Annotated in this window: 21 protein-coding genes and 1 pseudogene; 5 read left to right on the top strand and 17 right to left on the bottom strand. The window is 72.1% G+C overall.

Going from position 1 to position 21,019, the window contains the following annotated elements; translation table 11 throughout:
• Positions 1-45: 45 nt before the first annotated feature.
• The 6 genes and pseudogenes from ACN9M0_RS29750 to ACN9M0_RS29725 all read right to left on the bottom strand — a co-directional run.
• Positions 46-522: pseudogene (locus ACN9M0_RS29750) on the bottom strand (amidohydrolase family protein); the annotation flags it as partial.
• A gap of 19 nt (positions 523-541) precedes the next feature.
• Positions 542-1,822, bottom strand: coding sequence for an aspartate aminotransferase family protein (locus tag ACN9M0_RS29745; protein ID WP_426404488.1), 1,281 nt, complete (start codon positions 1,820-1,822; stop codon positions 542-544).
• Entirely contained in the window at positions 1,819-2,661 is an 843-nt protein-coding gene (locus tag ACN9M0_RS29740) for a nitrilase-related carbon-nitrogen hydrolase (RefSeq protein ID WP_366039582.1), read from the bottom strand. Before ACN9M0_RS29740 ends, ACN9M0_RS29745 begins: the two co-directional genes overlap by 4 nt.
• Positions 2,662-3,099: 438 nt before the next feature.
• Positions 3,100-4,530 (bottom strand): UL36 very large tegument protein, encoded by a 1,431-nt coding sequence (locus tag ACN9M0_RS29735; protein ID WP_426404487.1) that lies wholly within the window; start codon positions 4,528-4,530, stop codon positions 3,100-3,102.
• Between the two features lie 154 nt (positions 4,531-4,684).
• Positions 4,685-5,065, bottom strand: a complete 381-nt coding sequence (locus ACN9M0_RS29730) for a PPOX class F420-dependent oxidoreductase (protein ID WP_399700171.1) — start codon at positions 5,063-5,065, stop codon at positions 4,685-4,687.
• Between the two features lie 54 nt (positions 5,066-5,119).
• Complete coding sequence (locus ACN9M0_RS29725; protein WP_366039585.1) at positions 5,120-5,518, bottom strand: winged helix-turn-helix transcriptional regulator; 399 nt, start codon at positions 5,516-5,518, stop codon at positions 5,120-5,122.
• A 61-nt stretch (positions 5,519-5,579) separates the two neighbouring features.
• On the opposite strand from ACN9M0_RS29725, the gene ACN9M0_RS29720 reads away from it, so the two are divergent.
• Positions 5,580-6,260 carry an NAD(P)-dependent oxidoreductase gene (locus tag ACN9M0_RS29720; protein ID WP_366039586.1) on the top strand — a complete coding sequence of 227 codons (681 nt, stop codon included), beginning with the start codon at positions 5,580-5,582 and terminating at the stop codon, positions 6,258-6,260.
• A gap of 45 nt (positions 6,261-6,305) precedes the next feature.
• On the opposite strand, the gene ACN9M0_RS29715 is transcribed toward ACN9M0_RS29720, so the two are convergent.
• Complete coding sequence (locus ACN9M0_RS29715) at positions 6,306-6,557, bottom strand: helix-turn-helix domain-containing protein (protein WP_366039587.1); 252 nt, start codon at positions 6,555-6,557, stop codon at positions 6,306-6,308.
• 33 nt (positions 6,558-6,590) lie between these two features.
• Between ACN9M0_RS29715 and map the strand changes: the two genes are divergently transcribed.
• Positions 6,591-7,358, top strand: coding sequence for a type I methionyl aminopeptidase (gene map / locus ACN9M0_RS29710; RefSeq protein WP_426404486.1), 768 nt, complete (start codon positions 6,591-6,593; stop codon positions 7,356-7,358).
• 15 nt (positions 7,359-7,373) lie between these two features.
• On the opposite strand, the gene ggt is transcribed toward map, so the two are convergent.
• Positions 7,374-9,179: a gamma-glutamyltransferase gene (ggt, locus tag ACN9M0_RS29705; RefSeq protein WP_426404485.1), complete on the bottom strand. Its 1,806-nt coding sequence runs from the start codon at positions 9,177-9,179 to the stop codon at positions 7,374-7,376.
• Positions 9,180-9,283: 104 nt separating this feature from the next.
• Between ggt and ACN9M0_RS29700 the strand changes: the two genes are divergently transcribed.
• Positions 9,284-10,018: a hypothetical protein gene (locus ACN9M0_RS29700; protein WP_366039591.1), complete on the top strand. Its 735-nt coding sequence runs from the start codon at positions 9,284-9,286 to the stop codon at positions 10,016-10,018.
• On the opposite strand, the gene ACN9M0_RS29695 is transcribed toward ACN9M0_RS29700, so the two are convergent.
• Positions 9,969-11,219 carry a cytochrome P450 gene (locus tag ACN9M0_RS29695; protein ID WP_426405340.1) on the bottom strand — a complete coding sequence of 417 codons (1,251 nt, stop codon included), beginning with the start codon at positions 11,217-11,219 and terminating at the stop codon, positions 9,969-9,971. The genes ACN9M0_RS29700 and ACN9M0_RS29695 overlap by 50 nt on opposite strands.
• Positions 11,220-11,430: 211 nt before the next feature.
• Here ACN9M0_RS29695 and ACN9M0_RS29690 point away from each other — a divergent pair, with 211 nt between their 5' ends.
• A complete protein-coding gene (locus ACN9M0_RS29690) occupies positions 11,431-12,666 on the top strand; it encodes a hypothetical protein (protein WP_426404484.1) in 1,236 nt (411 codons plus the stop codon).
• A 113-nt stretch (positions 12,667-12,779) separates the two neighbouring features.
• A complete protein-coding gene (locus tag ACN9M0_RS29685; RefSeq protein ID WP_426404483.1) occupies positions 12,780-14,336 on the top strand; it encodes an alpha/beta fold hydrolase in 1,557 nt (518 codons plus the stop codon).
• Between the two features lie 38 nt (positions 14,337-14,374).
• On the opposite strand, the gene ACN9M0_RS29680 is transcribed toward ACN9M0_RS29685, so the two are convergent.
• From ACN9M0_RS29680 to ACN9M0_RS29645, 8 genes are all read right to left on the bottom strand, one after another.
• Positions 14,375-15,232 (bottom strand): amino acid ABC transporter permease, encoded by an 858-nt coding sequence (locus ACN9M0_RS29680; protein ID WP_366039594.1) that lies wholly within the window; start codon positions 15,230-15,232, stop codon positions 14,375-14,377.
• Positions 15,229-15,873: an amino acid ABC transporter permease gene (locus ACN9M0_RS29675; RefSeq protein ID WP_399700188.1), complete on the bottom strand. Its 645-nt coding sequence runs from the start codon at positions 15,871-15,873 to the stop codon at positions 15,229-15,231. The genes ACN9M0_RS29680 and ACN9M0_RS29675 overlap by 4 nt, the downstream gene beginning before the upstream one ends.
• A 17-nt stretch (positions 15,874-15,890) precedes the next feature.
• Positions 15,891-16,808, bottom strand: a complete 918-nt coding sequence (locus ACN9M0_RS29670; protein WP_366039596.1) for a glutamate ABC transporter substrate-binding protein — start codon at positions 16,806-16,808, stop codon at positions 15,891-15,893.
• A 14-nt stretch (positions 16,809-16,822) separates the two neighbouring features.
• Complete coding sequence (locus ACN9M0_RS29665; protein WP_366039597.1) at positions 16,823-17,569, bottom strand: amino acid ABC transporter ATP-binding protein; 747 nt, start codon at positions 17,567-17,569, stop codon at positions 16,823-16,825.
• A gap of 150 nt (positions 17,570-17,719) precedes the next feature.
• Positions 17,720-18,163, bottom strand: a complete 444-nt coding sequence (locus ACN9M0_RS29660) for a DUF6278 family protein (protein WP_366039598.1) — start codon at positions 18,161-18,163, stop codon at positions 17,720-17,722.
• Between the two features lie 66 nt (positions 18,164-18,229).
• Complete coding sequence (locus ACN9M0_RS29655; RefSeq protein ID WP_366039599.1) at positions 18,230-19,009, bottom strand: exodeoxyribonuclease III; 780 nt, start codon at positions 19,007-19,009, stop codon at positions 18,230-18,232.
• A gap of 46 nt (positions 19,010-19,055) precedes the next feature.
• Positions 19,056-19,688, bottom strand: a complete 633-nt coding sequence (locus ACN9M0_RS29650; RefSeq protein WP_366039600.1) for an MBL fold metallo-hydrolase — start codon at positions 19,686-19,688, stop codon at positions 19,056-19,058.
• Positions 19,689-19,697: 9 nt separating this feature from the next.
• Positions 19,698-20,957, bottom strand: a complete 1,260-nt coding sequence (locus ACN9M0_RS29645) for an alpha/beta fold hydrolase (protein WP_426404482.1) — start codon at positions 20,955-20,957, stop codon at positions 19,698-19,700.
• Positions 20,958-21,019: the final 62 nt, after the last annotated feature.

Raw genomic sequence — 21,019 nt, 5'->3', positions numbered from 1 at the left:
CGGGACACGGCCTACTCCGCTAGAAAACCCCTGGTCACGCGACCGAATGAAACCCTTGAAGGAGGTGATGCCCTCCTGGACGAGCTTGTCCATCTCCTTGAGCGTGTGCTCGTTGACGTCGGAGAGGATCATGTGGAAGGCGTAGTCGATCGCGCAGTTGCCGTCGGCCTTGGCGTACCAGTCGTCGAGTCCTTCGCGGAGGCTGTGGCCGACGGACTGGACGGCGAAGTCGACGATGGTGGTGGTGCCGCCCCAGGCGGCGGCGCGGGTGCCCGTCTCGAATGTGTCGGAGGCGAAGGTGCCGCCGAAGGGCAGTTCCATGTGGGTGTGGGCGTCGACGCCGCCGGGCAGCACGTAGCGGTCGGTGGCGTCGATGGTCCGGTCGGCGGTCCAGCCGGCCGCCGCGTCCGAGCCGTGGGCGGCGAGGGCGACGACGCGGCCGTCCTCGATCAGCACGTCGGCGTGGATTTCGTCGGCGGCGGTGACGACGAGACCGCCGCGGATCAGGGTACGGGTGCTCACGGGACTTCTCCCCTGCCAACTAGAGGGTGCGGAGGGCCTGTTCGAGGATCGCGGCGCCTTCCTCGGCCTCGGCGACGGTGAGCGAGAGCGGCGGGGCGATGCGCAGGGTGCTGGTGTTGTGGCCGCCGCCCTTGCCGATGAGCAGGCCGTTCTCGCGGGCGGCCTCCAGGACGGCGGTGGCCGCCTCCGGGTTCGCCCGGTCGGTGCCCGGTTCGGTGAGCTCGATGCCGATCATCAGGCCGCGGCCTCGGACCTCCCGTACCGCCGCGACTCCGGCCGCGGCGGCCCGGACGCGTTCGATGAGGAGGCCGCCGACACGGCGGGCGTTGCCCTGGAGGTCGTTCTCCAGGAGGTACGAGAGGTTGGCGAGGCCCGCCGCCATGGTGATCGGCGAACCGCCGAAGGTCGAGATCGAGTTGGCGTCGAGGCAGTTCATGATCTCGGCGCGGGCGACGACTCCGCCGACGGACATGCCGTTGCCGATGCCCTTGGCGAAGGTGAGGATGTCGGGCGGTCCGGCCTGGCCGTGGGCCTGCCAGCCCCAGAAGTGCTCGCCGGTGCGGCCCCAGCCGGTCTGCACCTCGTCGGAGATCCAGAGGATGCCGTGCCGGTCGAGGACGCGTCGGAAGGCTGCGTAGAGGCCGTCGGGCGGGGAGGTGAAGCCGCCGACGCCCTGGATCGGCTCCGCGATGAGGGCGGCGACGTCCCTGGTGTGGCCGAGGAGGTCCTCGAGGTCGGTGACGCAGGCCTCGGTGAACCGCTCGTCGGTGTACTGCGCGTAGGGGCCTCGGGTGCGGACTCCGCCGTGCACGTACAGGGTCTGGAGCGGGGACAGGCCGGTGGGCGACCAGGCGCGGTTGCCGGTGATGCCGACGGTGGAGAAGGAGCGGCCGTGGTAGCTGTTGCGCATCGCCAGGATCTGGTTCGAGCGGCGGTACGCGGTGGCGAGGAGGAGGGCCGTGTCGTTGGCCTCGGTGCCGGAGGTGGTGAAGAAGACCCGGGCGTCGGGGATGCCGGAGAGCCCGGCGACCCGCTCGGCGAGCTCCACCATGGGGCGGTTGAGGTAGAGCGTCGAGGAGTGGATGATCCGCCCGGCCTGCTCGGCGACGGCCTTGGTGACCTCGGGCAGGGCGTGGGCGGTCATGGTGGTGAGGATGCCGCCGAAGAAGTCGAGGTACCTGCGTCCCTCGGCGTCCCAGACGTGGCGGCCCTCGCCGTGGGTGATCTCGATGGGGTCGCGGTAGTAGAGGGCGACCCAGTCGGGGATGACGGCCTTGTGCCGGTCGTACAGGCTGCTCACGGCTGCACCAGCCCGTCGTACGCGTCGGGGCGGCGGTCCCGGTAGAAGGCCCACTGCTGGCGGACCTCGTCGATGAGTCCGAAGTCCAGGTCGCGGACGACGAGTTCCTCCGTCTTGTCGGAGGCGACCTCGCCGACGAACTGCCCGCGCGGGTCGACGAAGTAGCTGGTGCCGTAGAAGTCGTTGTCGCCGTACTCCTCCTGGCCGACGCGGTTGATGGCGGCGACGAAGTACTCGTTGGCGACGGCGGCGGCGGGCTGCTCCAGCTGCCAGAGGTACGAGGAGAGGCCACGCGAGGTGGCGGACGGGTTGTAGACCAGCTGGGCGCCGTTGAGCCCGAGTTGGCGCCAGCCCTCCGGGAAGTGGCGGTCGTAGCAGATGTAGACGCCGACCTTGCCGACGGCGGTGTCGAAGACCGGCCAGCCGGCGTTCCCCGGGCGGAAGTAGTACTTCTCCCAGAAGCCCCTGACCTGCGGGATGTGGTGCTTGCGGTACTTGCCGAGGTAGGAGCCGTCGGCATCGATGACGGCCGCGGTGTTGTAGTAGAAGCCGGAGTCCTCGATCTCGAAGACGGGGACGACGATCACCATGCCGGTCTCACGGGCGAGGTCCCGCATCCGGCGGACGGTCGGGCCGTCGGGGACGGGCTCGGCCCAGCGGTAGTGCTCGGGCTCCTGGACCTGGCAGAAGTAGGGGGCGTTGAACACCTCCTGGAAGCCGATCACCTTCGCGCCCTGCCGGGCGGCCTCCCGCGCGTGCTCCTCGTGTTTGGCGATCATGGATTCGGTGTCGCCGGTCCAGGTCGCCTGGACGAGCGCGGCGCGTACGACGTCGGTCATGAGCTGCTCCTTCGGCACGGCGTCAGAGAGCCTCTACGCACGTAGACGCGGTGCGTAGGAGGAGAACGTAAGCCCCGTCACACCTCGGAGCAAGACCGCCGCCGTGAAGCGGCCGGGTCGATCATGTTTCATACCCGAGTGGTCCACGTCGGACACGTACCGACACGTACCGACCCGTACGGATAGGCCCCCGGCCGTTTCTCGCGCCTCGGGGCGGGGGCCGGCGGCCCCTGCCCACTGCCACCGCCGCGTCGACGCTCCGCCCGGGGTACGAGAGGGCACCCGTCGGGCACAGGCCGTCGGCTCCGGCCCGCGCCGCGCCGTCGTACCCCGCGCGCGCCTGCACCGCGCTGTCGTACGTCACGACCGCGCCGCCCCGCCGTACGTCAGGAGCGCGCCGCGCTGTCGTACGTCACGCCCACACCGCCCCGCCGTACGTCAGGACCGTGTCAGCCCCGCCACCCGCAGGGCGTGGAGCAGGTCGCGCTCCCGGGAGGGGGACACCGCGCGGGCCGCGGCGAGCAGCTGCGGGGCGAGCCCGTGCGGGTCCGCGGCCGCGAGCCGGGCGGCGTCCTCGGGAGCACGGACCCGGACGAACGCGGTCAGCAGGGCGTGTGCCTCGCGGTGGTGGTCCTCCGCATGCAGCGCGGCGCACGCCCCGGCGAGCTCCTCGACCGGGCGGGCCACTCCCTGCCGGAGCAGCTGCTCACAGTCGGCCGACCGGCCCGCGTCGGCGAGCACGCCCGCGACGGCGGCGAGCCGGGCGGGCGGCAGCGAGGCCGCCTCCCAGAGCAGGGTGGACCAGTCGGCGCCGAGCCCGGCCCGGTGCAGCTCCGCCGCGAGGGCCGGCAGCCGGCCGGGCGGGCCGCCGAGCGCCTCGCAGAGCAGGGCGTGGGCCTCGCCGCTGCGGCCCTGGGTGCGGAGGCGCCGGAGGGCGTAGACCGCGTTGGCCGCGGCACGGTCGGCCTCGGCGGGGTCGGTCGGGGCGGGCTCGGCCACCACGACGGATTCGGCACCGCCCCCGAACCGGGCCCCCCGGGGTGCCGCTCCCCCGGTCGGGAGCGCGGGCATCGGCGTCGCCTCCATCAGGGGCTCGGCGCCCTCCTCCAGCCACGCGTACCGGGCACCCCGGGGCCGCCGCCTGGCGGGCTTCGTGCCACCCGACGCCGACCCGGCCGGCGGGCCGGGGGCGCGAACGGAGGTGCCGGCGTCCGGGCCCACGGCCTGAGCGGGGGCGCCCGCCACCGGACCGGCGACGCGGGCGCGGGCGACGGCCGCGGCGTCCGAGGCGCGGGGCTGCGCGCCCGCCACCGCCGGTCCGGTGCCGGCCGGCGCAGCCGCTTCCGCACCCGCACCCCGACCCGGCCCACCCCGCGCCCCCGCACCCGCACCCGCACCCGCACCCAGCCGAGCCAGTCTGGTCGTCAGTTCTCTGACGCGGGCGGCCGCTCTGGCGTGGTCGTCGCGGGTCCAGGCGAGGTCGTGCTCCAGGCGGGCGGCCTCCGTCGGATCCGGGGTCGTGCGCAGCCGCTCGGTGAGTTCGCGGCTCCGGGTCTCGGCGTACCGGCGTTCGCCCTCCATCAGGTCCCGGCGTTCGGCGAGCGCCTCCGCTCCCCCGGGCCGGCCGTCGTGGGCGCCCGCGGCCGCCGCGTACAGGATCCGGCCGTGCGCGGCGAACGGCCCGTCGACGGCTTCGCCCGCGTCCTGGAGGAGGGATTCGACGACGTCCCAGGGCAGGATCTCCGCTCCGTCGAGGCAGGAGCGCAGGCCCTGCGGGTCACGTGCGGCGAAGACCCCGTGCCAGCCGCCTGCCGGCTGGGTGCGGCCCGCGAGCTCGGCCAGCCAGCGTGTGAACGTGGCGATTTCCACCGGGAGTTGATACACCGTCATGCGTTACGCACCTGCCCCGCAGTCGACTGGAACCTTCCGGTCCGCGGGTATTGGATCGCATGCGTGTTACGGGACGACTACGGACCGTTTGCCACCGCGTGTGCGGGAGCCGGAAATCGAGTCGGCGGGCGTGTCAGAACGTCACGACGATGCCGGTGTGCGGGCGCTTGCCGAGCCGGACGATCATGGCGGGCACGTCGGTCAGCCAGTACTGCCAGGTGTACTTGCGCGAGAGCAGGCGCCGGATCCGGCCCAGCTCCTCCCCCTCCACCAGCCGGCCCGTGCCGGCGAACCGCTCCGCGCCCTCGGCGATGTTGCCGCGCAGGTCGCAGACGGCGACCTCGACCCGGGGGTCGTTCCGCAGGCGCTTGACCTTCCAGGAGTCGGAGCGGGTCCACACGTACAGGTCGGAGCCCTCCACCGCGTACCAGACGGGCGTCGCGACCCCCGTGCCGTTCTTCCGGTAGGTGGTCAGGCTCACGTAGCGGCCGCGCCGCAGTTCTTCGGGCATCATGCACGGCAGCCTAGGCGGGGGTGGGTTCGTTTCGCCCCGTCCACCACCGTGGCCCTACGCCACGGGGCTTGCCTCCTCGTACGCGCTGCGGGCCTCGTGGATCGCGGGGGCGTGGGTGCGCGCCCAGTCGCACGCGGTGTCGAGCGGGGCGATGAGGGACCGGCCGAGGGCGGTGAGGGCGTACTCGACGCGGGGCGGGTTCTCGTCGTGGACGGTACGGGTGAGGAAGCCGTCGCGCTCCATGGCGCGCAGGGTCTCGGTGAGCACCTTGGGGGTGATCCAGTGCAGGGGGACGCGGAGTTCGGTGAAGCGGCGGGGCGCCCCGTCCTCCAGGCAGCGCAGCACCATCGCGGTCCACTTGCCGCCGACGCGGATGGGCTGGGCGGGGACGCCGCAGTCGGGATCGCGGAAGAGGGAGGGGCTCAGCGGCTCCGGGGCGGACGTGTCGATCACGAGGCCGACGCTAGCCCAGTACCGTTGAAGTAACCAGGGTTGCCCGTTCTACGGTCCAGCCATGGACAACGACAGCAGCGAGAACAGCAGCAACAGCGTCAAGAACATCGTGGTCTTCGGCGCCGGCGGGCGGGTCGGCCGGGCGGCCGTGGCGGAGGCGGTGTCCCGGGGCCACCGGGTGACCGCCGTGGTCCGCGACCCGGCGGCGTACCACGACCTGGAGGGCGCGGGAGTCACGCTCGTACGGGGCGACGCGACGGACGCGGCCTCGGTCGCGGCCCTCGCCACGGGCCATGACGCGGCGCTGAACGCGGCGGTCCGGCTGGACGTGCCCTCGGTCGACTTCTTCACGACCGCGGCGAAGGCCATGGTCGCCGGGCTCACCGAGGCGGGCGTCGGACGGCTGCTCACCCTGGGCATCGCCACGACCCTGGAGACCGCGCCCGGCGTGCGGCTGATGGACGCGGCCGGCTTCCCGGAGCAGTACCGGACGTTCTCCCAGGGACACGTGGCCGAGTTCGAGCTGCTCACGGCGGAAGCGGGCCCCGGGCTCGACTGGCTGATGGTGGTCCCGCCGATGGATCTGAACGCGGAGGCGGAGCGGACGGGCGGCTACCGGACGGCGGTGGGCACGGTGATCGACGGCGCGGGCCGCATCGCCCACGCCGACCTGGCGCTCGCCCTCCTGGACGAGATCGAGCGCCCTCGCCACAGCCGGGTGCAGCTCGCGGTCTCCGTCTGAACCGTCCGAACCGTCCGAACCGTCCGAACCGGCTGGGCAGCCGGCTCAGACGGGTGCCGGGGTGCAGTGCACCACGAGCTCGTCCATGGAGAGACCGAGGACCCCGGCCAGGGCCGCGACGGTGAAGAAGGCCGGGGTCGGGGCCCGGCCGGTCTCGATCTTGCGGAGGGTCTCGGCGGAGAGGCCGGCGGCCGCGGCGATCTCGACCATGGACCGCCCGGCGCGTGCCTCGCGCAGGAGCAGGCCCAGGCGCTCGCCGCGCTCGCGCTCTTCGGGGGTCAGGGGTGTGCGCACCATGACGCCATTCTAATACCGGTATAGTAATTGGCTATGGTGGAGATCAAGACGAACGAATCCCTGGCGGCCATGCGTGAGTCGGGACGGGTGGTGGCCCGTGCCCTGGCGGCCGTACGGGACAAGGCGGCGCCCGGCGTCCCGCTCACCGAGCTCGACCGGGCGGCACGCGAGGTGCTCGACGGGGCGGGCGCCGGCTCGCCCTTCCTCGACTATCACCCGGAGTGGGCCCCGGTGCCGTTCCCGGCGGTCGTGTGCGTCTCCGTGAACGACGCGATCGTGCACGGCATCCCTGACGGCACCCTGCTGGCCCCGGGCGACCTGGTCTCGGTGGACTGCGGGGCGACGCTGGGCGGCTGGGCCGGGGACTCGGCCGTCAGTTTCACGGTCGGCCCGGCCCGGCCGGAGGACGCGCGGCTGATCGCCGCGGCGGAGGAGGCCCTGGAGGCGGGCATCGCGGCGGCCGTCGTCGGCAACCGCATCGGGGACATCGCCCACGCGATCGGCCGGGTCTGCCGGGCCGCGGGGTACGGCATCCCGGACGGCTTCGGCGGCCACGGCATCGGCCGCGCCATGCACGAGGACCCGGGCGTCCCCAACGAGGGACGCCCGGGCCGGGGCATGAAGCTGCGCCACGGGATGGTGCTCGCGATCGAGCCGATGCTCATCGGCGGCGGCACGGACGACCACTACACGGCGCGGGACGGCTGGACGATCCGTACGCTCGACGGCTCGCGCGCGTCCCACGCCGAGCACACGGTGGCGATCACGGACGACGGCCCGCGCGTCCTCACCGCTCTGTAGTCGCGCTGCGGCAGGTCAGGACGCCGGCCGCACGACCATCGCCGAGCCGCCACCCCTGCGGACCGTCTCCGCGGCGGCCACCCAGCGGCCGTCCGGCAGGCGCTGGACTCCGGTCGCCGCGCCGATCTCCGGGTTCTGCCGGAAGCCGTGCCCGATGCCCTCCAGCTCCGTCCTCAACGGGCTGTTCCACAGGGCGGGTTCGAGTTCGGTGGTGGCCTGGTTGCGCTGGCTGGCGCGCGGCGCGGCGATCGCGTCGACGAGCGGCAGCCCCCGGTCGACGACGCCCGTCAGGGTCTGCAGGACCGTGGTGATGATGGTCGCGCCGCCCGGGGAGCCGAGCGCGAGGACGGGGCGGTCGTGCCGGTCCAGGACGATCGTCGGCGAGATCGAGGAGCGCGGCCGCTTGCCGGGGCCGGGCAGGTTCGGGTCGTGGACGGCCGGGTTCGCCGGGGCGAAGGAGAAGTCGGTCAGCTCGTTGTTGAGCAGGAAGCCCCGGCCCGGCACGGTGATGCCGCTGCCGCCGGTGGACTCGATGGTGAGGGTGTAGGCGACGATGTTGCCCCACTTGTCGGCCACCGTCAGATGGGTGGTGTTCTCGCCCTCGTACGTGGTCGGGGCCGCCGTCCCGCCGTTCGCGCACGGGACCGGGCTGCTCGGGTCGCCGGGTGCGAGCGGGCTGGTGAGGGCGGCGTCGTCGCGGATCAGGCAGGCCCGGGAGTCGGCGAACCGCTGCGAGAGCAGTCCGTGCGTCGGTACGGACTCGGAGGCCGGGTCGCCGACCCAGCGGCCCCGGTCGGCGAAGGCGATGCGGCTGGCCTCGATGTACCGGTGCAGGTAGCGGGCCGGGGAGGCGGCGGCGAGGTCGGTGCCCTCCAGGATGTTGAGCGCCTCGCCGACGCTCGTACCGCCGGAGGAGGACGGGGCCATGCCGTAGACGTCGAGCCCGCGGTACGAGACCTTCGTGGGCCTGCGGGACTCGGTGCGGTACGCGGCGAGGTCGGCTTCCGTCAGGTCGCCGGGGCGGACGGTCCGGGTGGCGCCCTCGCGGAGCGGGGGCGTGCGCACGGTGTTCACGATGTCCCGGGCCAGCGGTCCCCGGTAGAGGGCGCCGACGCCTTCGCGGCCGAGCGACTCGTACGTACGGGCCAGGTCGGGGTTCTTGAAGACGCTGCCGACCACGGGCAGCTGGCCGCCCGGCAGGAAGAGCGCCGAGGTGGCCGGGAAGTCGCGGAACCTGGCCTCGTTGGCCGCGGTCTGCGCGCGGAAGGTGGGGTCGACGGTGAAGCCGTCGCGGGCGAGGCGCTCGGCGGGTTCGAGCAGGGTGCCCAGCCGCTTGCTGCCCCAGGCGTCGAGGGCCGTCTTCCAGGTGGCGGGGGTGCCGGGGGTGCCGACGCCGAGGCCGCTGGTCTGGCCCTCCTCGAAGGGGATCGGCGCGCCGTTCTCCACGAAGAGGTCCGCACCGGCGGAGCGGGGCGCGGTCTCGCGCCCGTCGATGGTGCGCACGGTGCGGCTCTTCGCGTCGTAGTACACGAAGTAGCCGCCGCCACCGATGCCCGCCGAGTACGGCTCGGTGACGCCGAGGGCGGCCGCGACGGCGACGGCGGCGTCGACCGCGTTGCCGCCCTTGCGGAGCACCTCGATGCCGGCGGCCGAGGCGTCGGCGTCGACACTGGCGACGGCGCCGCCGTATCCGACGGCGACGGGTTCCTTGACGGGCGGGTCCGCGACGGGCGGGGCCTTCGGCGGTGCGGCGGCGCCCATCGAGAGCACCGTCGCCACGACAGCGAGAAGTGAGACCTTGCCAGCGGCGGAGCGACGCATTCCTACCTCCAGTCAACGACCGTCCGCGCAGCGTAACTTCCCCCGACCCCTCCCGTCAGGAGCGCCTCGAACAGAAGGCCGTTTCCCCGCTAGCATGCGCGCCCATGAACGAAGACCTGCGCAACGTGGTGCTGGGGGTCCTGGCCACCGGCGTGAGCGGCTCCCTCGGCTGGCTGACCCGCACCTACATCTGGCGGCGCCGGATGCGGCGCAAGCAGGCCTTCTTCGGGCTGCCTCCCGGTTCGGAGTGCCTGCTCGTGGTGAACCGCCTGGCCGGCAACGAGCGCGGGGTGCACGCCACCGACGTGTCGGCGCTGCTCGAACTGTCGGCGCTGATCAAGGACTGCGGGGCGCGGGCCCGGATCGTGCAGCACGACACGGCCCGTCAGGGCCTCGGCGAGATAGCCGAGTTCTGCATCGGCGGCCCCTATTCGAATCGGCGCATGGCCGCCCATCTGCCGAACCTGCTGCCGGGACTCACGATGAACGTCGAGCAGGAGCCGCGTGAGGACCGGGCGATGTTCACCGTGGCGGGCGAGACGTACCGCCCGGAGTGGGGCGTCACCGAGTACGTCGTGCTCGCGCGCGTCACCGGGGGCGAGGGCGGGCGGCCGGTGTTCCTGCTCTGCGGCCAGGCGGCGGTCACCAATCAGGCCGCGGCACGGCACCTGGCCCGCCACCACGAGGCACTGGCCGGCAAGTACGGGCCGGACGGCTCCTTCGTCCTCCTCCTGAAGGTGGTCAACTCGCAGGCGTACGGCCCCGATGTGGTGGAGCTGGTCGCCGATGTCACGCGCGCGGCGCGGACGGCCCCAGTGGTCGAACCGGCAGCGTCTTGATCCCGTTGATGAAGTTCGAGACGAGGCGTCGGGGCGGCCCGGCGAGTTCGATCCCGCCGCAGGCCGCGCGTACCTCCTCGTAGAACACCCGGAGCTGGAGCCGCGCGAAGTGGGCGCCGAGACAGACGTGCGGGCCGTCACCGAAGGAGACGTGCGGGTTCGGGGTCCGGCCGAGGTCCAGGCGGTGCGGGTCGGTGAAGACCCGTTCGTCGTGGTTGGCGGAGGCGTGGAAGACGACGACCTTGTCGCCCGCCCGGATCTTCCGGCCGACGAGCTCGGTGTCGTGGGCGGCCGTGCGCCGGAAGGAGAGCACGGGCGGGTGGACGCGCAGGAGTTCGTCCACGACCGTGTCCGGGGAGACCTCCCCGGTCCACAACCGCCGCTGTTCCGCCGGGTGTTCGGCGAGGGCGAGCAGTCCACCGGGGGCGGCACTGCGGACGGTGTCGTTCCCGGCGACGGTCAGCAGGAAGAAGAACATCTCCAGTTCGGCGTCGGCGAGTTCGGAGGAGGCGAGGACGGTCATGACGTCGTCGGCCGGATGCGCGCGTTTGTACGCGGCGAGCTCCTGGGCGTAGCCGAACATCTCGGCGAGCATGGCGGGTGAGCGGGGGTTGACCGGCCGCCCTTCGGCGTCGAGGACGGGCGGTTCGTCGGGGTCCTGGTAGGCGATGACCCGTTCGGTCCAGGCGTGCAGCAACTCCCGGTCACTCGCGGGCACCCCCAGCAGGTCGGTGAGGTTGAGCAGCGCGTAGTCGTCGGTGACGGTCCGGACGAGGTCCACCTCGCCGCCGGCGGCGAACGCGGCGCCCAGCAGGTCGCGGGCCCGGTCGCGTGCGGTGCCGGCGAAGCGCTCGATCCGCCCGGGCGTGAAGGCCCGGCTGACGAGCCGCCTCAACCGGCCGTGACCCGGGGGATCCTGATTGAGCATCATGCGCCGGATGAAGGGCAGGTCGGCGGGGTCGGGGTCGCGGATCTGGGTGGCGCCGAGGTGCGAGGAGTACGTCCCCGAGTCCTTGAGCACCCGGACGACGTCGGCGTGCCGGGTGACGGCCCAGAAACCGGATCCGGCGGGCCAGCCGAGGATCTCCGGCTCCTCCTGCCAGGCGACGGGGGCGCGGTCGCGGAGTGCGCGGAAGCGCTCGTGCGGGATGCCGGCCGCGTAGATCCGCGGATCGAAGACGTCGGGTGCGTCGCGCCTGATGTCGCGTGCGTCGCTCGCGATGTCGCGTGCGTCGCGCGTGATGGCGGATGCTTCGCTCGCGATGTCGGGACTGTCGCCCGTGTTCCCCACCGGCCCTCCCCTCGGGGTGAAGACGTCACCATCATGACAGGTCAGAGGCGTTTTTCGTAGGACGGAACGCACAGTTCGAGAGCCTTGTCCGGCCTGCCCCACGACTCGCAGAATCTCCGTCGTGCATCAGACGGAGAACAGGGGGCACATGGGCGACACGGGCGAGATCGATCACGACGCGGTGATGCGGGCGCGGGTCATGCTGCTGGGGTCGGACCGGCCGAGCAGCAGGGAGGAGATCGAGGCGTACCGGATCCTGGCGGAGGTGAGCCCTCGGGTCTATCTGCCGAAGCTGGCGCATGCGCTGATCAAGCGCGGCTGGGAGCTGAGGGATCCTGAGGTGCATGTGGCCCTGCACGCCGAGGCGTTGGACGTGGTGCGGCGGTACGACGCGGAGACGCCGGACCGCGAGGAGGAACTGCATCGGGCCTTGAACAGGTACCAGCATTCGCTGTTCGCCGCCGGCCGGCGGGCCGAGGGTCGCGCGGTGTGCGAGGAGCTGGCGGAGGCGGGCCGGTACGGACGCCTGGCGATCGTGCTGGCCGAGGAGGGGCGCCACGCGGAGGCGGCCGAACTGTACGACCGGCACATCGTGCCCGGGCCGGCGGACCCGTCGGAATGGACCCTGATCGAGTGGGCGGCCGAACTCGACGCGGCCGGACGGCGCGAGGAGGCCCTTGAGGTGTTCGGGCGCCTCGTGGACGAGGACCGGCGCAAGGTGGCGGAGGACCGCGCCCCGCTGGCCTGCCTGGCATGGAAGCTGGAGCAGTACGCCGGGATGCTCCGGGCCGCCGGACGCCGGGAGGAGGAGGCCGGTGCGCGGCGCGAGACGCTGGCGCTCCTCACCCGTCTCGCGCGGGACGGCGAGCCGGTCTCCTGGAGCAACATCCAGGCCTGCTGGTCCACCCTCCTCGTCCTCTCGGGCCGGTCGGCCGAACCGGCCGCCACTCCGGATGCCCCGCTGCCGGCGTTCGGGGTCCACCTGGTCCACGGATGGTCTCCCGACGTGCGGGAGGAGTACTTCGCCTCCATCCCCGCCCTCGAACGGCGAACCGCCGCCCTGCGCGAGTCGGATGACCTCCACGGGCTCGTCGTCGCCCACCGTCGCCTGACCGTCCGCCGGGCGCTCCAGTGGGAGAGCTACGGCCGCAGGGACGAGGACGCGCTCCGCCCGGTCTTCGACGAGGGCGCGATCCTCGCCCGACGTCTGACCGGCGACCCGGGCGCCCTCGCCCGCGCCCTCACGGACCGGTCCATGTTCCTCGTCGCCGTCCAGCGGTACGGGGAGGCGCGCGCCGACTTCGCGGAGGCCACCGGGCTCCAGAGCGACCCGCCGCCAATCGTTACCCGCACGTAACTTACCAACCAGTTACCTCGGGTAAGGCACCGCGGTTACCGTCGGGTCACTTCACTGCCCCATCCCCACCCCCCATCACCGCCCCCCAGCGGTGCCCCAGTGAGGAGTGACCCGTGCGCACACCCCTGGCCCTCGCCGTCTCGGCCGCTCTCGTGGCCGGGACGGCCCTCGCGCTCGCCCCCACGGCCCAGGCCACCGACACCGCGGCGGCCGGCATCCGCTTCGTCGACATCGCCGGGGAGGGCGGCACCGTCCTCAAGGCGAACGTCGTCACGCCCGCCGGGGCCGACGGCGCCGCCCGCCACCCCCTGATCGTGCTGCCCACCAGCTGGGCCATGCCCCAGATCGAGTACCTCGCCCAGGCCCAGAAGCTCGCCGACTCCGGCTATGTCGTGGTGAGTTACAACTCGCGCGGCTTCTGGCAGTCCGGCGGGGAGATCGAGACCGCGGGCCCCAAGGACATCGCCGACGCCTCCAAGGTGATCGACTGGGCCCTCGCGAACACCCCGGCCGACCCCGCCCACGTGGGCATGGCGGGAGTCTCGTACGGGGCGGGGATCAGCCTGCTCGCCGCCGCGAACGACCCACGGATCAAGGCCGTCGCGGCGCTCAGCGGCTGGGCCGACCTCATCGAGTCCATCTACAGCGGCCGCACCCAGCACCTCCAGGCCGCCGCCCTGCTCGGCGGCGCCGGCTACCTCACCGGACGCCCGGGACCCGAACTCCAGGAGATCCTCGGCGACTTCCTCTCCTCCAACCTGGCCAAGGAGGAGGACATGATCGCCTGGGGCCGCAAGCGCTCCGCCATCGAGCAGCTCGACCGGATCAACGCCAACGGCGCCGCGATCATGCTCGGCAACGCCTGGGGCGACACCATCTTCCCGCCCAACCAGTACGCGAGCTTCTACGAGAAGCTCACCGGCCCCAAGCGCCTGGAGTTCCGCCCGGGCGACCACGCCACCGCCGAGGCCACCGGCCTCCTCGGCCTGCCCAACGACACCTGGACCAGCGCCCACCGCTGGTTCGACCACTACCTCAAGGGCGACGACAACGGCATCGACCGCGAGCAGCCCGTCCAGCTCAAGCCACGCTCCGACGCCGGCTACGAGGGCTACCCCGACTGGAAGTCCCTCGACGCGAACCGGCGGAAGTTCGGCCTCGGCGGCACACAGCGGATCTGGGCGAACGTCGACTCCGGCGCCGACGGCGGCGTCGTCTTGCTCTCCAACCTCCTGGACCAGTTCTTCCAGGCCCCGCCGGTCGTCTCCGTGCCCCTCCTCCCCCGCGCCTTCGCCGGCGTCTGGCAGTCGGAGCGGTACGACAGCCCGCAGCGGGTGCGCGGCACGGTGAAGGTGCACACCACGGTCAGCTCGACGAAGGAGAGCGGCACCCTCGTCGCGTACCTCTACGACGTGGGCCCGCTCGGTCTCGGCAAGCTCGTCAGCAACGCCCCGTACACCTTCCACGACCGGACCCCCGGGCAGCCGTTCGGCGTCGACCTGGACCTGTTCTCCACCGCCTACGACGTCCCGGCCGGGCACCGGCTCGCGCTGGTCGTCGACACCGTCGACCCGCTCTACATCGAGCACAACCCGACCGGCGCGCAGCTGACCTTCTCCTCCCCCACGGCCGACCCGTCGTACGTGTCGGTACCGCTGCGGAAGGAGTGATCACCGGCTGCTGCCGGGCGGGTGCGGCTCCTTGCCCGCTACTGCTGTCCCGGCAGCAGCGTCTGCGGTTCGGCCGGTGCGACCTCCACGGCCTTCGTCTTCGGGCTGCGGCGCTCCCTGCGAGCCACCCAGGTGGCGAACCAGGAGAGCAGCATGCACATCCCGATGTAGATCGGTGAGATGACGAGGACGACCGGGATGAACGGCAGGTCGTAGTCGAGGTTGGACGCGATCAGCTTGCCGGCGTGCAGGAACTCCTCGTAGGTGATGAGGAATCCGAGCGAGGTGTCCTTGAGGGCGACGACCAACTGGCTGATGATGGCCGGCAGCATCGCGCGGACGGCCTGCGGCACCAGGACGTACGTCATCACCTGGGTCTTGCGCATGCCGAGCGCGTACGCGGCCTCGCCCTGGCCGCGCGACACGGCATGGATGCCGGTGCGGAAGACCTCGGCGAGCACCGAGCCGTTGTAGAGGGTCAGTCCGGCGACGAGCGCGGGCAGCGGCTGCACCTTGAGCGCCACGAAGATGAAGAAGATCATCACGAGGACGGGCATGGCGCGGAAGAACTCGACGAGCAGGGTCGAGATCCAGCGCAGCGCCCGGTGCTCGGAGAGCCGCCCGGTGGCGAGGACCGCGCCGAGGGCGAGCGAGAGCACCGAAGCGTAGGCGAAGGCCTTGAGGGTGTTGCCGAGGCCCCTGAGCAGCAGCTCCTGGATGCCCTCGTACTCGAAGGGCGTCCATTTGGTGGCGGTGAACTGGTCGGTGTCGAAGAGGAGATAGAGGATCCAGCCGGCCAGCGCGAGGATCACGACGGTGGACGCGAGGCCGTAGAGGAGATGACGCCGCCGGGCGCCCGGCCCGGGGATGTCGTAGAGGGCGGTGGACTCGGTCATCGGGCGACTCCCCAGCGCTTCTCCAGGATGTGGAAGACGGCGCTGATGGTGAGGGTGATGATCAGGTATCCCACGGCGATCCAGACGAAGGTCCAGACGATGTTGTAGCCGAGTTCGCTCAACGTCTTGTAGGTGCCGAGGAGTTCGGTGACGCTGAACGCCCCCGCGATCGCCGAGTTCTTGGCGAGGGCGATCAGGGTGGAGCCGATGGGCGGGATGACCGTGCGGAAGGCCTGCGGCAGGACGACCGTGCCGAGCGTCTGCGAGAAGGTCATGCCCAGGCTGCGGGCCGCCTCGCCCTGTCCGCGCGGCACGGTGTTGATGCCGGAGCGCAGCACCTCGCAGATGAAGGCGGACGTGTAGCAGCCGAGGGCGAGGACCGCGAACAGCTTGAAGGGCAGGACGATTCCGAAGCGGGGCAGTCCCAGCATGACGGCGAAGAAGAGCAGGGTCAGCGGGGTGTTGCGCAGGACGGTGACCCAGACCGTGCCGAAGACCCGGAAGGAGCCCACGGGTGCGACCCGGAAGGAGGCCATGACGAAGCCCAGGACGAGGGCGAGCGCCGAGGCGTAGACGGTGAGTTCGACGGTGCCGAGGAACCCCTCGACGTAGAGCGAGAAGTTCTCTGTCAGTACGTCCATGTCAGCGGTGGGGGTCCTCAGTTGGCCGGGTAGCGGTCGATGGCGGGCGGCGCGGGGGCGGGTACCCCGGAGAGGCCGAGGGTGGCGTCGTACGCCTTCTTCCAGTCCCCGTTCTTCTCGTGGGCGGCGATCGCGTCGTCGAGGGCGAAGCGCAGCGCGTTGTCGCCGCGCGGGACGCCGATGCCGTACGGCTCCTCGGAGAACGGCTTGCCGACGACCTTGAGTTCGTCGGGGACCTTGGCGGCGTAGCCCATGAGGATCGTGTCGTCGGTGGTGACCGCGTCGACCTGGTAGGTCAGCAGGTTGTCCACGCAGACGGAGTAGGTGTCGTAGGCGACGAGTTCGGCCTTCGGGTAGTCCTTCTCGATCCGCTGGTACGGGGTGGAGCCGGCGGCCGAGCAGACCCGCTTGCCGGCCAGGTCCTGCGGTCCGTCGATGTCGTTCTCGTCGGTGCGGACCAGGAGGGACTGGCCGGCCTGGTAGTAGGGGCCGGCGAAGCCGACGAGCTTCTTGCGGTTGTCGTTGATGGTGTACGTGCCGACGTAGTAGTCGATCTGACCGTTCTGGAGGGCCGTCTCCCGGTTGGCCGAGGCGATGGTGCGGAAGTCGACGCGGGCCGGGTCGAAGCCGAGGGAGGCGGCCATCATCTTGGCGATCTCGATGTCGAAGCCGGAGTAGCGGCCGGTGGCCGGGTCCTTCTCGCCCATGTAGGGCTGGTCCTCCTTGGCGCCGACGACGAGCCGGCCACGCTTCTTCGCCCTGTCCCAGGTGGCCGAGTCGGACAGGGTGAAGCCCGACTGGACCTGGTAGACGGGGAGTTGGTCGGGCTGCGGGCCCTTCACGGGCGGGCTGCCCTCCTTGCCGCAGCCGCCGAGCACCGCCGTCACGGCGAGCAGCAGGGCGAGCGCGGCGACGCTCCGGTGCGTACGCTGCATGGTTCCCACCCCGGTCAGTGCTTGAGGATCTTGGAGAGGAAGTCCTTGGCGCGTTCGCTGCGCGGGGCGGTGAAGAACTCCTCCGGCGTGCGGTCCTCGACGATCTTCCCGTCGGCCATGAAGACGACCCGGTTGGCGGCGGAGCGCGCGAAGCCCATCTCGTGGGTGACGACCACCATCGTCATTCCCTCGCGGGCGAGTTGCTGCATGACCTCCAGGACCTCGTTGATCATCTCGGGGTCGAGCGCGGAGGTCGGCTCGTCGAAGAGGAGGACCTTGGGGTCCATGGCGAGGGCGCGGGCGATCGCGACGCGCTGCTGCTGGCCGCCGGAGAGCTGGGCCGGGTACTTGTCGGCGTGTGCGGCGAGTCCGACCCGTTCGAGCAGTTCGCGTGAACGCCGGTCCGCTTCCTCCTTCTTGCGCTTGCGGACCTTGATCTGTGCGAGGGAGACGTTCGCGAGGACGGTCTTGTGCGCGAAGAGGTTGAAGGACTGGAAGACCATGCCGACCTCGGCGCGCAGCCGGGCGAGCGCCTTGCCCTCCTCGGGGAGCGGCCGGCCGTCGATGACGATCTCGCCCGACTCGACGCTCTCCAGCCGGTTCATCGCGCGGCACAGGGTGGACTTGCCGGATCCGGAGGGACCGATGACGACGACCACCTCCCCGCGTCCGACGGTGAGGTCGATGGACTGGAGGACGTGCAGCGTGCCGTAGTGCTTGTTGACGCCACGCAGTTCGATCAGCGGATCGACGACGGCCATGCGCTGCCCTGCCCCGTTTCTCAGCGGTGTCACGGTCAGCGCAAACTATCCATGAGAAAAAGGGACTTCACGCCCGACACGCATGAAACAGGAATAAGCCGTATTTACTGCAAAAGGGTGGCCCGGACCTCGTGCCGGGCGGGTGGGGACTCAGTACTCGGAGGCCTCCGCGTACACCTGGGAGAGCTGCGGCGCGCCCGTCATCGCCCAGTCGAGACCGGCCTCGACGACCTGGATCTCCCGGCCGGACGCGAGCCGCACCACGGGGCCGCCACCGGGCCACACCTGCCACCGGGCGCCCGGCACGTTCCGGACGATCACGGTGCCGAGGTACAGCCCCGCGTCGTTCCCGAACCAGGGCAGCTCCTCCGGATCGTTTCGCCAGCGGGGCGGCAGCTGGTCGAGCTCCTCGAGGGAGCGCGGGGTGTCGTCCAGGGCCACCCCGGCCTCCTCGACACGGGTACGCAGCAGCTCGCACTCGGAGAGGAGCTCCGCCACCCCCTCCGGGTCGCGGTCGAAGGCCCCGGCCAGGGGGGAGTCCGCGGACTCGGGCTCATGCCGCTTTCGCCAGCTGTCCAGAAAGGGAATGTTCATCCGAACAGCGTCGCACCGTCACCTCGGGGTGGACCACCCGGCGCGCGGTGATCATCGCGACCGGCGTCAGACGTCGAGGTCGACGACGACGGGCGCGTGGTCCGAGGCGCCCTTGCCCTTGCGCTCCTCGCGGTCCACGAAGCTGTCGGAGACCGCCTCGGCGAAGGGCTTGTTCCCGTAGACCAGGTCGATGCGCATGCCCTTGTTCTTCGGGAAGCAGAGCTGGCGGTAGTCCCAGTACGTGAAGGGGTGGTCGTACTTCAGGGGGCGCGGGACCACGTCGGTGAGACCGGTCTCGCGGAGGCCGGCGAGCGCGGCCCGCTCCGGCTCCGTCACGTGAGTGGCGCCCTCGAAGACGGCGATGTCCCAGACGTCCTCGTCGGCCGGGGCGATGTTGTAGTCGCCGAGGAGCGCGAAGGGGCGCTCCCCCGCCGCGTCCGCCGCGACCGCCGCCTTGAGGGCCTCCAGCCACCGCAGCTTGTACGCGTAGTGCTCGTGGGCCACCTCGCGGCCGTTCGGCACGTACACCGACCAGACGCGGACCGGGCCGCAGGTCGCGGAGATCGCCCGGGGCTCCTCCGCCCCGTCGTACTCCGGGCCGCCGGGCAGGCCGGTGACGACGTCCGCGAGGCCGACCCGGGAGAGGAGGGCCACGCCGTTCCACCGCCCGGTGGCGTTGACCACCGACTCGTAGCCCAGGGCGCGCAGCTCCTCGGTGGGGAACTGCGCGGCGGTGCACTTGGTCTCCTGGATGCACAGCACGTCCGTGCCGCTGCTCTCCAGCCAGGCCAGGAGCCGGGGCAGCCGGGCGGTGATCGAATTGACGTTCCAGGTGGCGATGCGCATGTGCGCAAGCCTACTGGCGGGGTGTGACAGTCGGGCTCCGCACCGCTCAGAGCTCGGCGGACGCGCCGGGAGCCAGCCGGGAGTGGGCGGTGCCGCCGAGCTCGCCGATCTGGCGGTCGTAGATCGGCCGGGCGAGGTCGGTGAGCAGGGCGTCGTGGATGTCGTACGCCCGGCGCGGCTTGACCTCGCGCACGTAGTCGATGACCTCGGAGATCTTGTTCCAGGGGGCCATGACGGGCAGCAGCAGCGTGTCGACCGGGTGGTCGGGCACGGTGAGCGCGTCGCCGGGGTGGAAGACCGCCCCGTCGACGAGGTACCCCACGTTGGTGATGCGCGGGATGTCCGGGTGGATCACCGCGTGCAGCTCGCCGTGGACCTGGACGTCGAAGCCGGCCGCCGTGAAGGTGTCGCCGTGCCCGACGGTGTGCACCCGCCCCGGGAAGGCCGCCGAGAGCCGGTCGGCGACGCTGCGCAGCGTCCAGATCTCGGCGGCCGGATCCGCGTCCAGGGCGGCGCGCAGCCGGCCCTCGTCGAAGTGGTCGGGGTGCTCGTGGGTGACGAGCAGCGCGTCGGCGCCGAGGACGGCGTCCTCCTCGGTGAACATGCCGGGGTCGAGGACGAGCGTGCGGCCGTCCTTCTCCAGCCGCACGCAGGCGTGGGACTTCTTCGTCAGCTTCACGGGCCCAGGCTACGCCGGGGGCGTCGTCTCCTCCGCGATGGCACGGGCGACCACGCCCAGCGCCGTCTCGGCGGCCGGGAGGCCGCAGTACACGCCCGCGTGGAGGACGATCTCACGGAGCTCCTCCGGCGACAGGCCGTTGCGGAGGGCGGCGCGGGTGTGGTCGGCGAGGGCCTCCCGGTGACCACCGGCGATGAGGGCGGTGAGGGTGACGGCGCTGCGCATGCGCCGGTCGAGCCCCTCGCGGCTCCAGACCTCGCCCCAGGCATAGCGGGTGACGAGCTCCTGGAAGGCCCCGTCGGCGTCGTCGGCGAGGGCCTGGTCGACATGGGCGTCGCCGAGGACCTCGCGGCGCAGCCCGAGCCCCCTCTCGTACGGGTCGGGGCGGCCGGCCTCGGCGGGCCCGGCGTCCGGGGCGGCGGACGCGGGCTCGGCGGCGGGGACGGGCGGCGCGGGCGGCGGGGGCACGGCCAGGGTGCCGCTCGCCTCCGGGGCGATGCCGGAGAAGTGCTCGGTGAGCAGGTCGGTGACGGCGGCCGGCTGCTCGACGGGGGCCAGGTGGGAGGCGCCGGGGACGACGGCCAGCCGGGCGTCGGCGATGCCGGCGACCAGGGTGCGGGCCTCGGCGGGGCCGGTGACCTGGTCCTCGGAGCCGACGAGGACGAGGGCGGGGATGCCGATGCTGCCGAGGGCCTCGCGGACGTCGAAGACGGCGAGCGCCTCGCAGGCGGCGATGTAGCAGCCGGGGTCGGTCGTCCGGACCATCTGCACGGCCCAGTCGACGATGGCGGGCTGCGCGCCGGCGAACAGCGGGGTGAACCACTGCTCGGGGGCGGTGCGGGCCATCGGCTCCAGACCGTTGGCACGGACGATGACACCGCGCTGGCGGAACTCGTCGGCGGTGCCGAACCGGGGCGAGGTGGCGACCAGGGCGAGGGAGGCGACCCGGTGCGGCGCGCGGAGGGCCAGGTCGAGGCCGACGGCGCCGCCGAGGGAGCAGCCCGCGTAGCCGAAGCGCTGGACGCCGATCTCGTCGAGGGTGGCGAGGAGCCGGTCGCCGAGCTCGGCGACGGAGGTGAAGGGCTCCGCGGGGGCGCCCCCGTGCCCCGGCAGGTCGAAGCGGACGACGCGCCAGTCACGGGTGAGCTCCGGTATCTGCCGGTCCCACATGTGGAACGTGGTGCCCAGCGATGGCCCGAGGACCAGGACCGGGGCGTCCTCTCGCCCGTCGACGCGGTATTGCAGGGTGTTCGGTGGTGTCTCACTCACCCGCTAGACCCTCTCATCTCTCACCGTTCGTCACGCCGCCGGGTCGAACCTAGCGGCTCCTG

Origin of the sequence: Streptomyces sp. R-07, assembly GCF_049913175.1 — a bacterium.
Lineage (GTDB): Bacteria > Actinomycetota > Actinomycetes > Streptomycetales > Streptomycetaceae > Streptomyces.
This window is presented reverse-complemented; position numbering and strand designations above follow the sequence as displayed.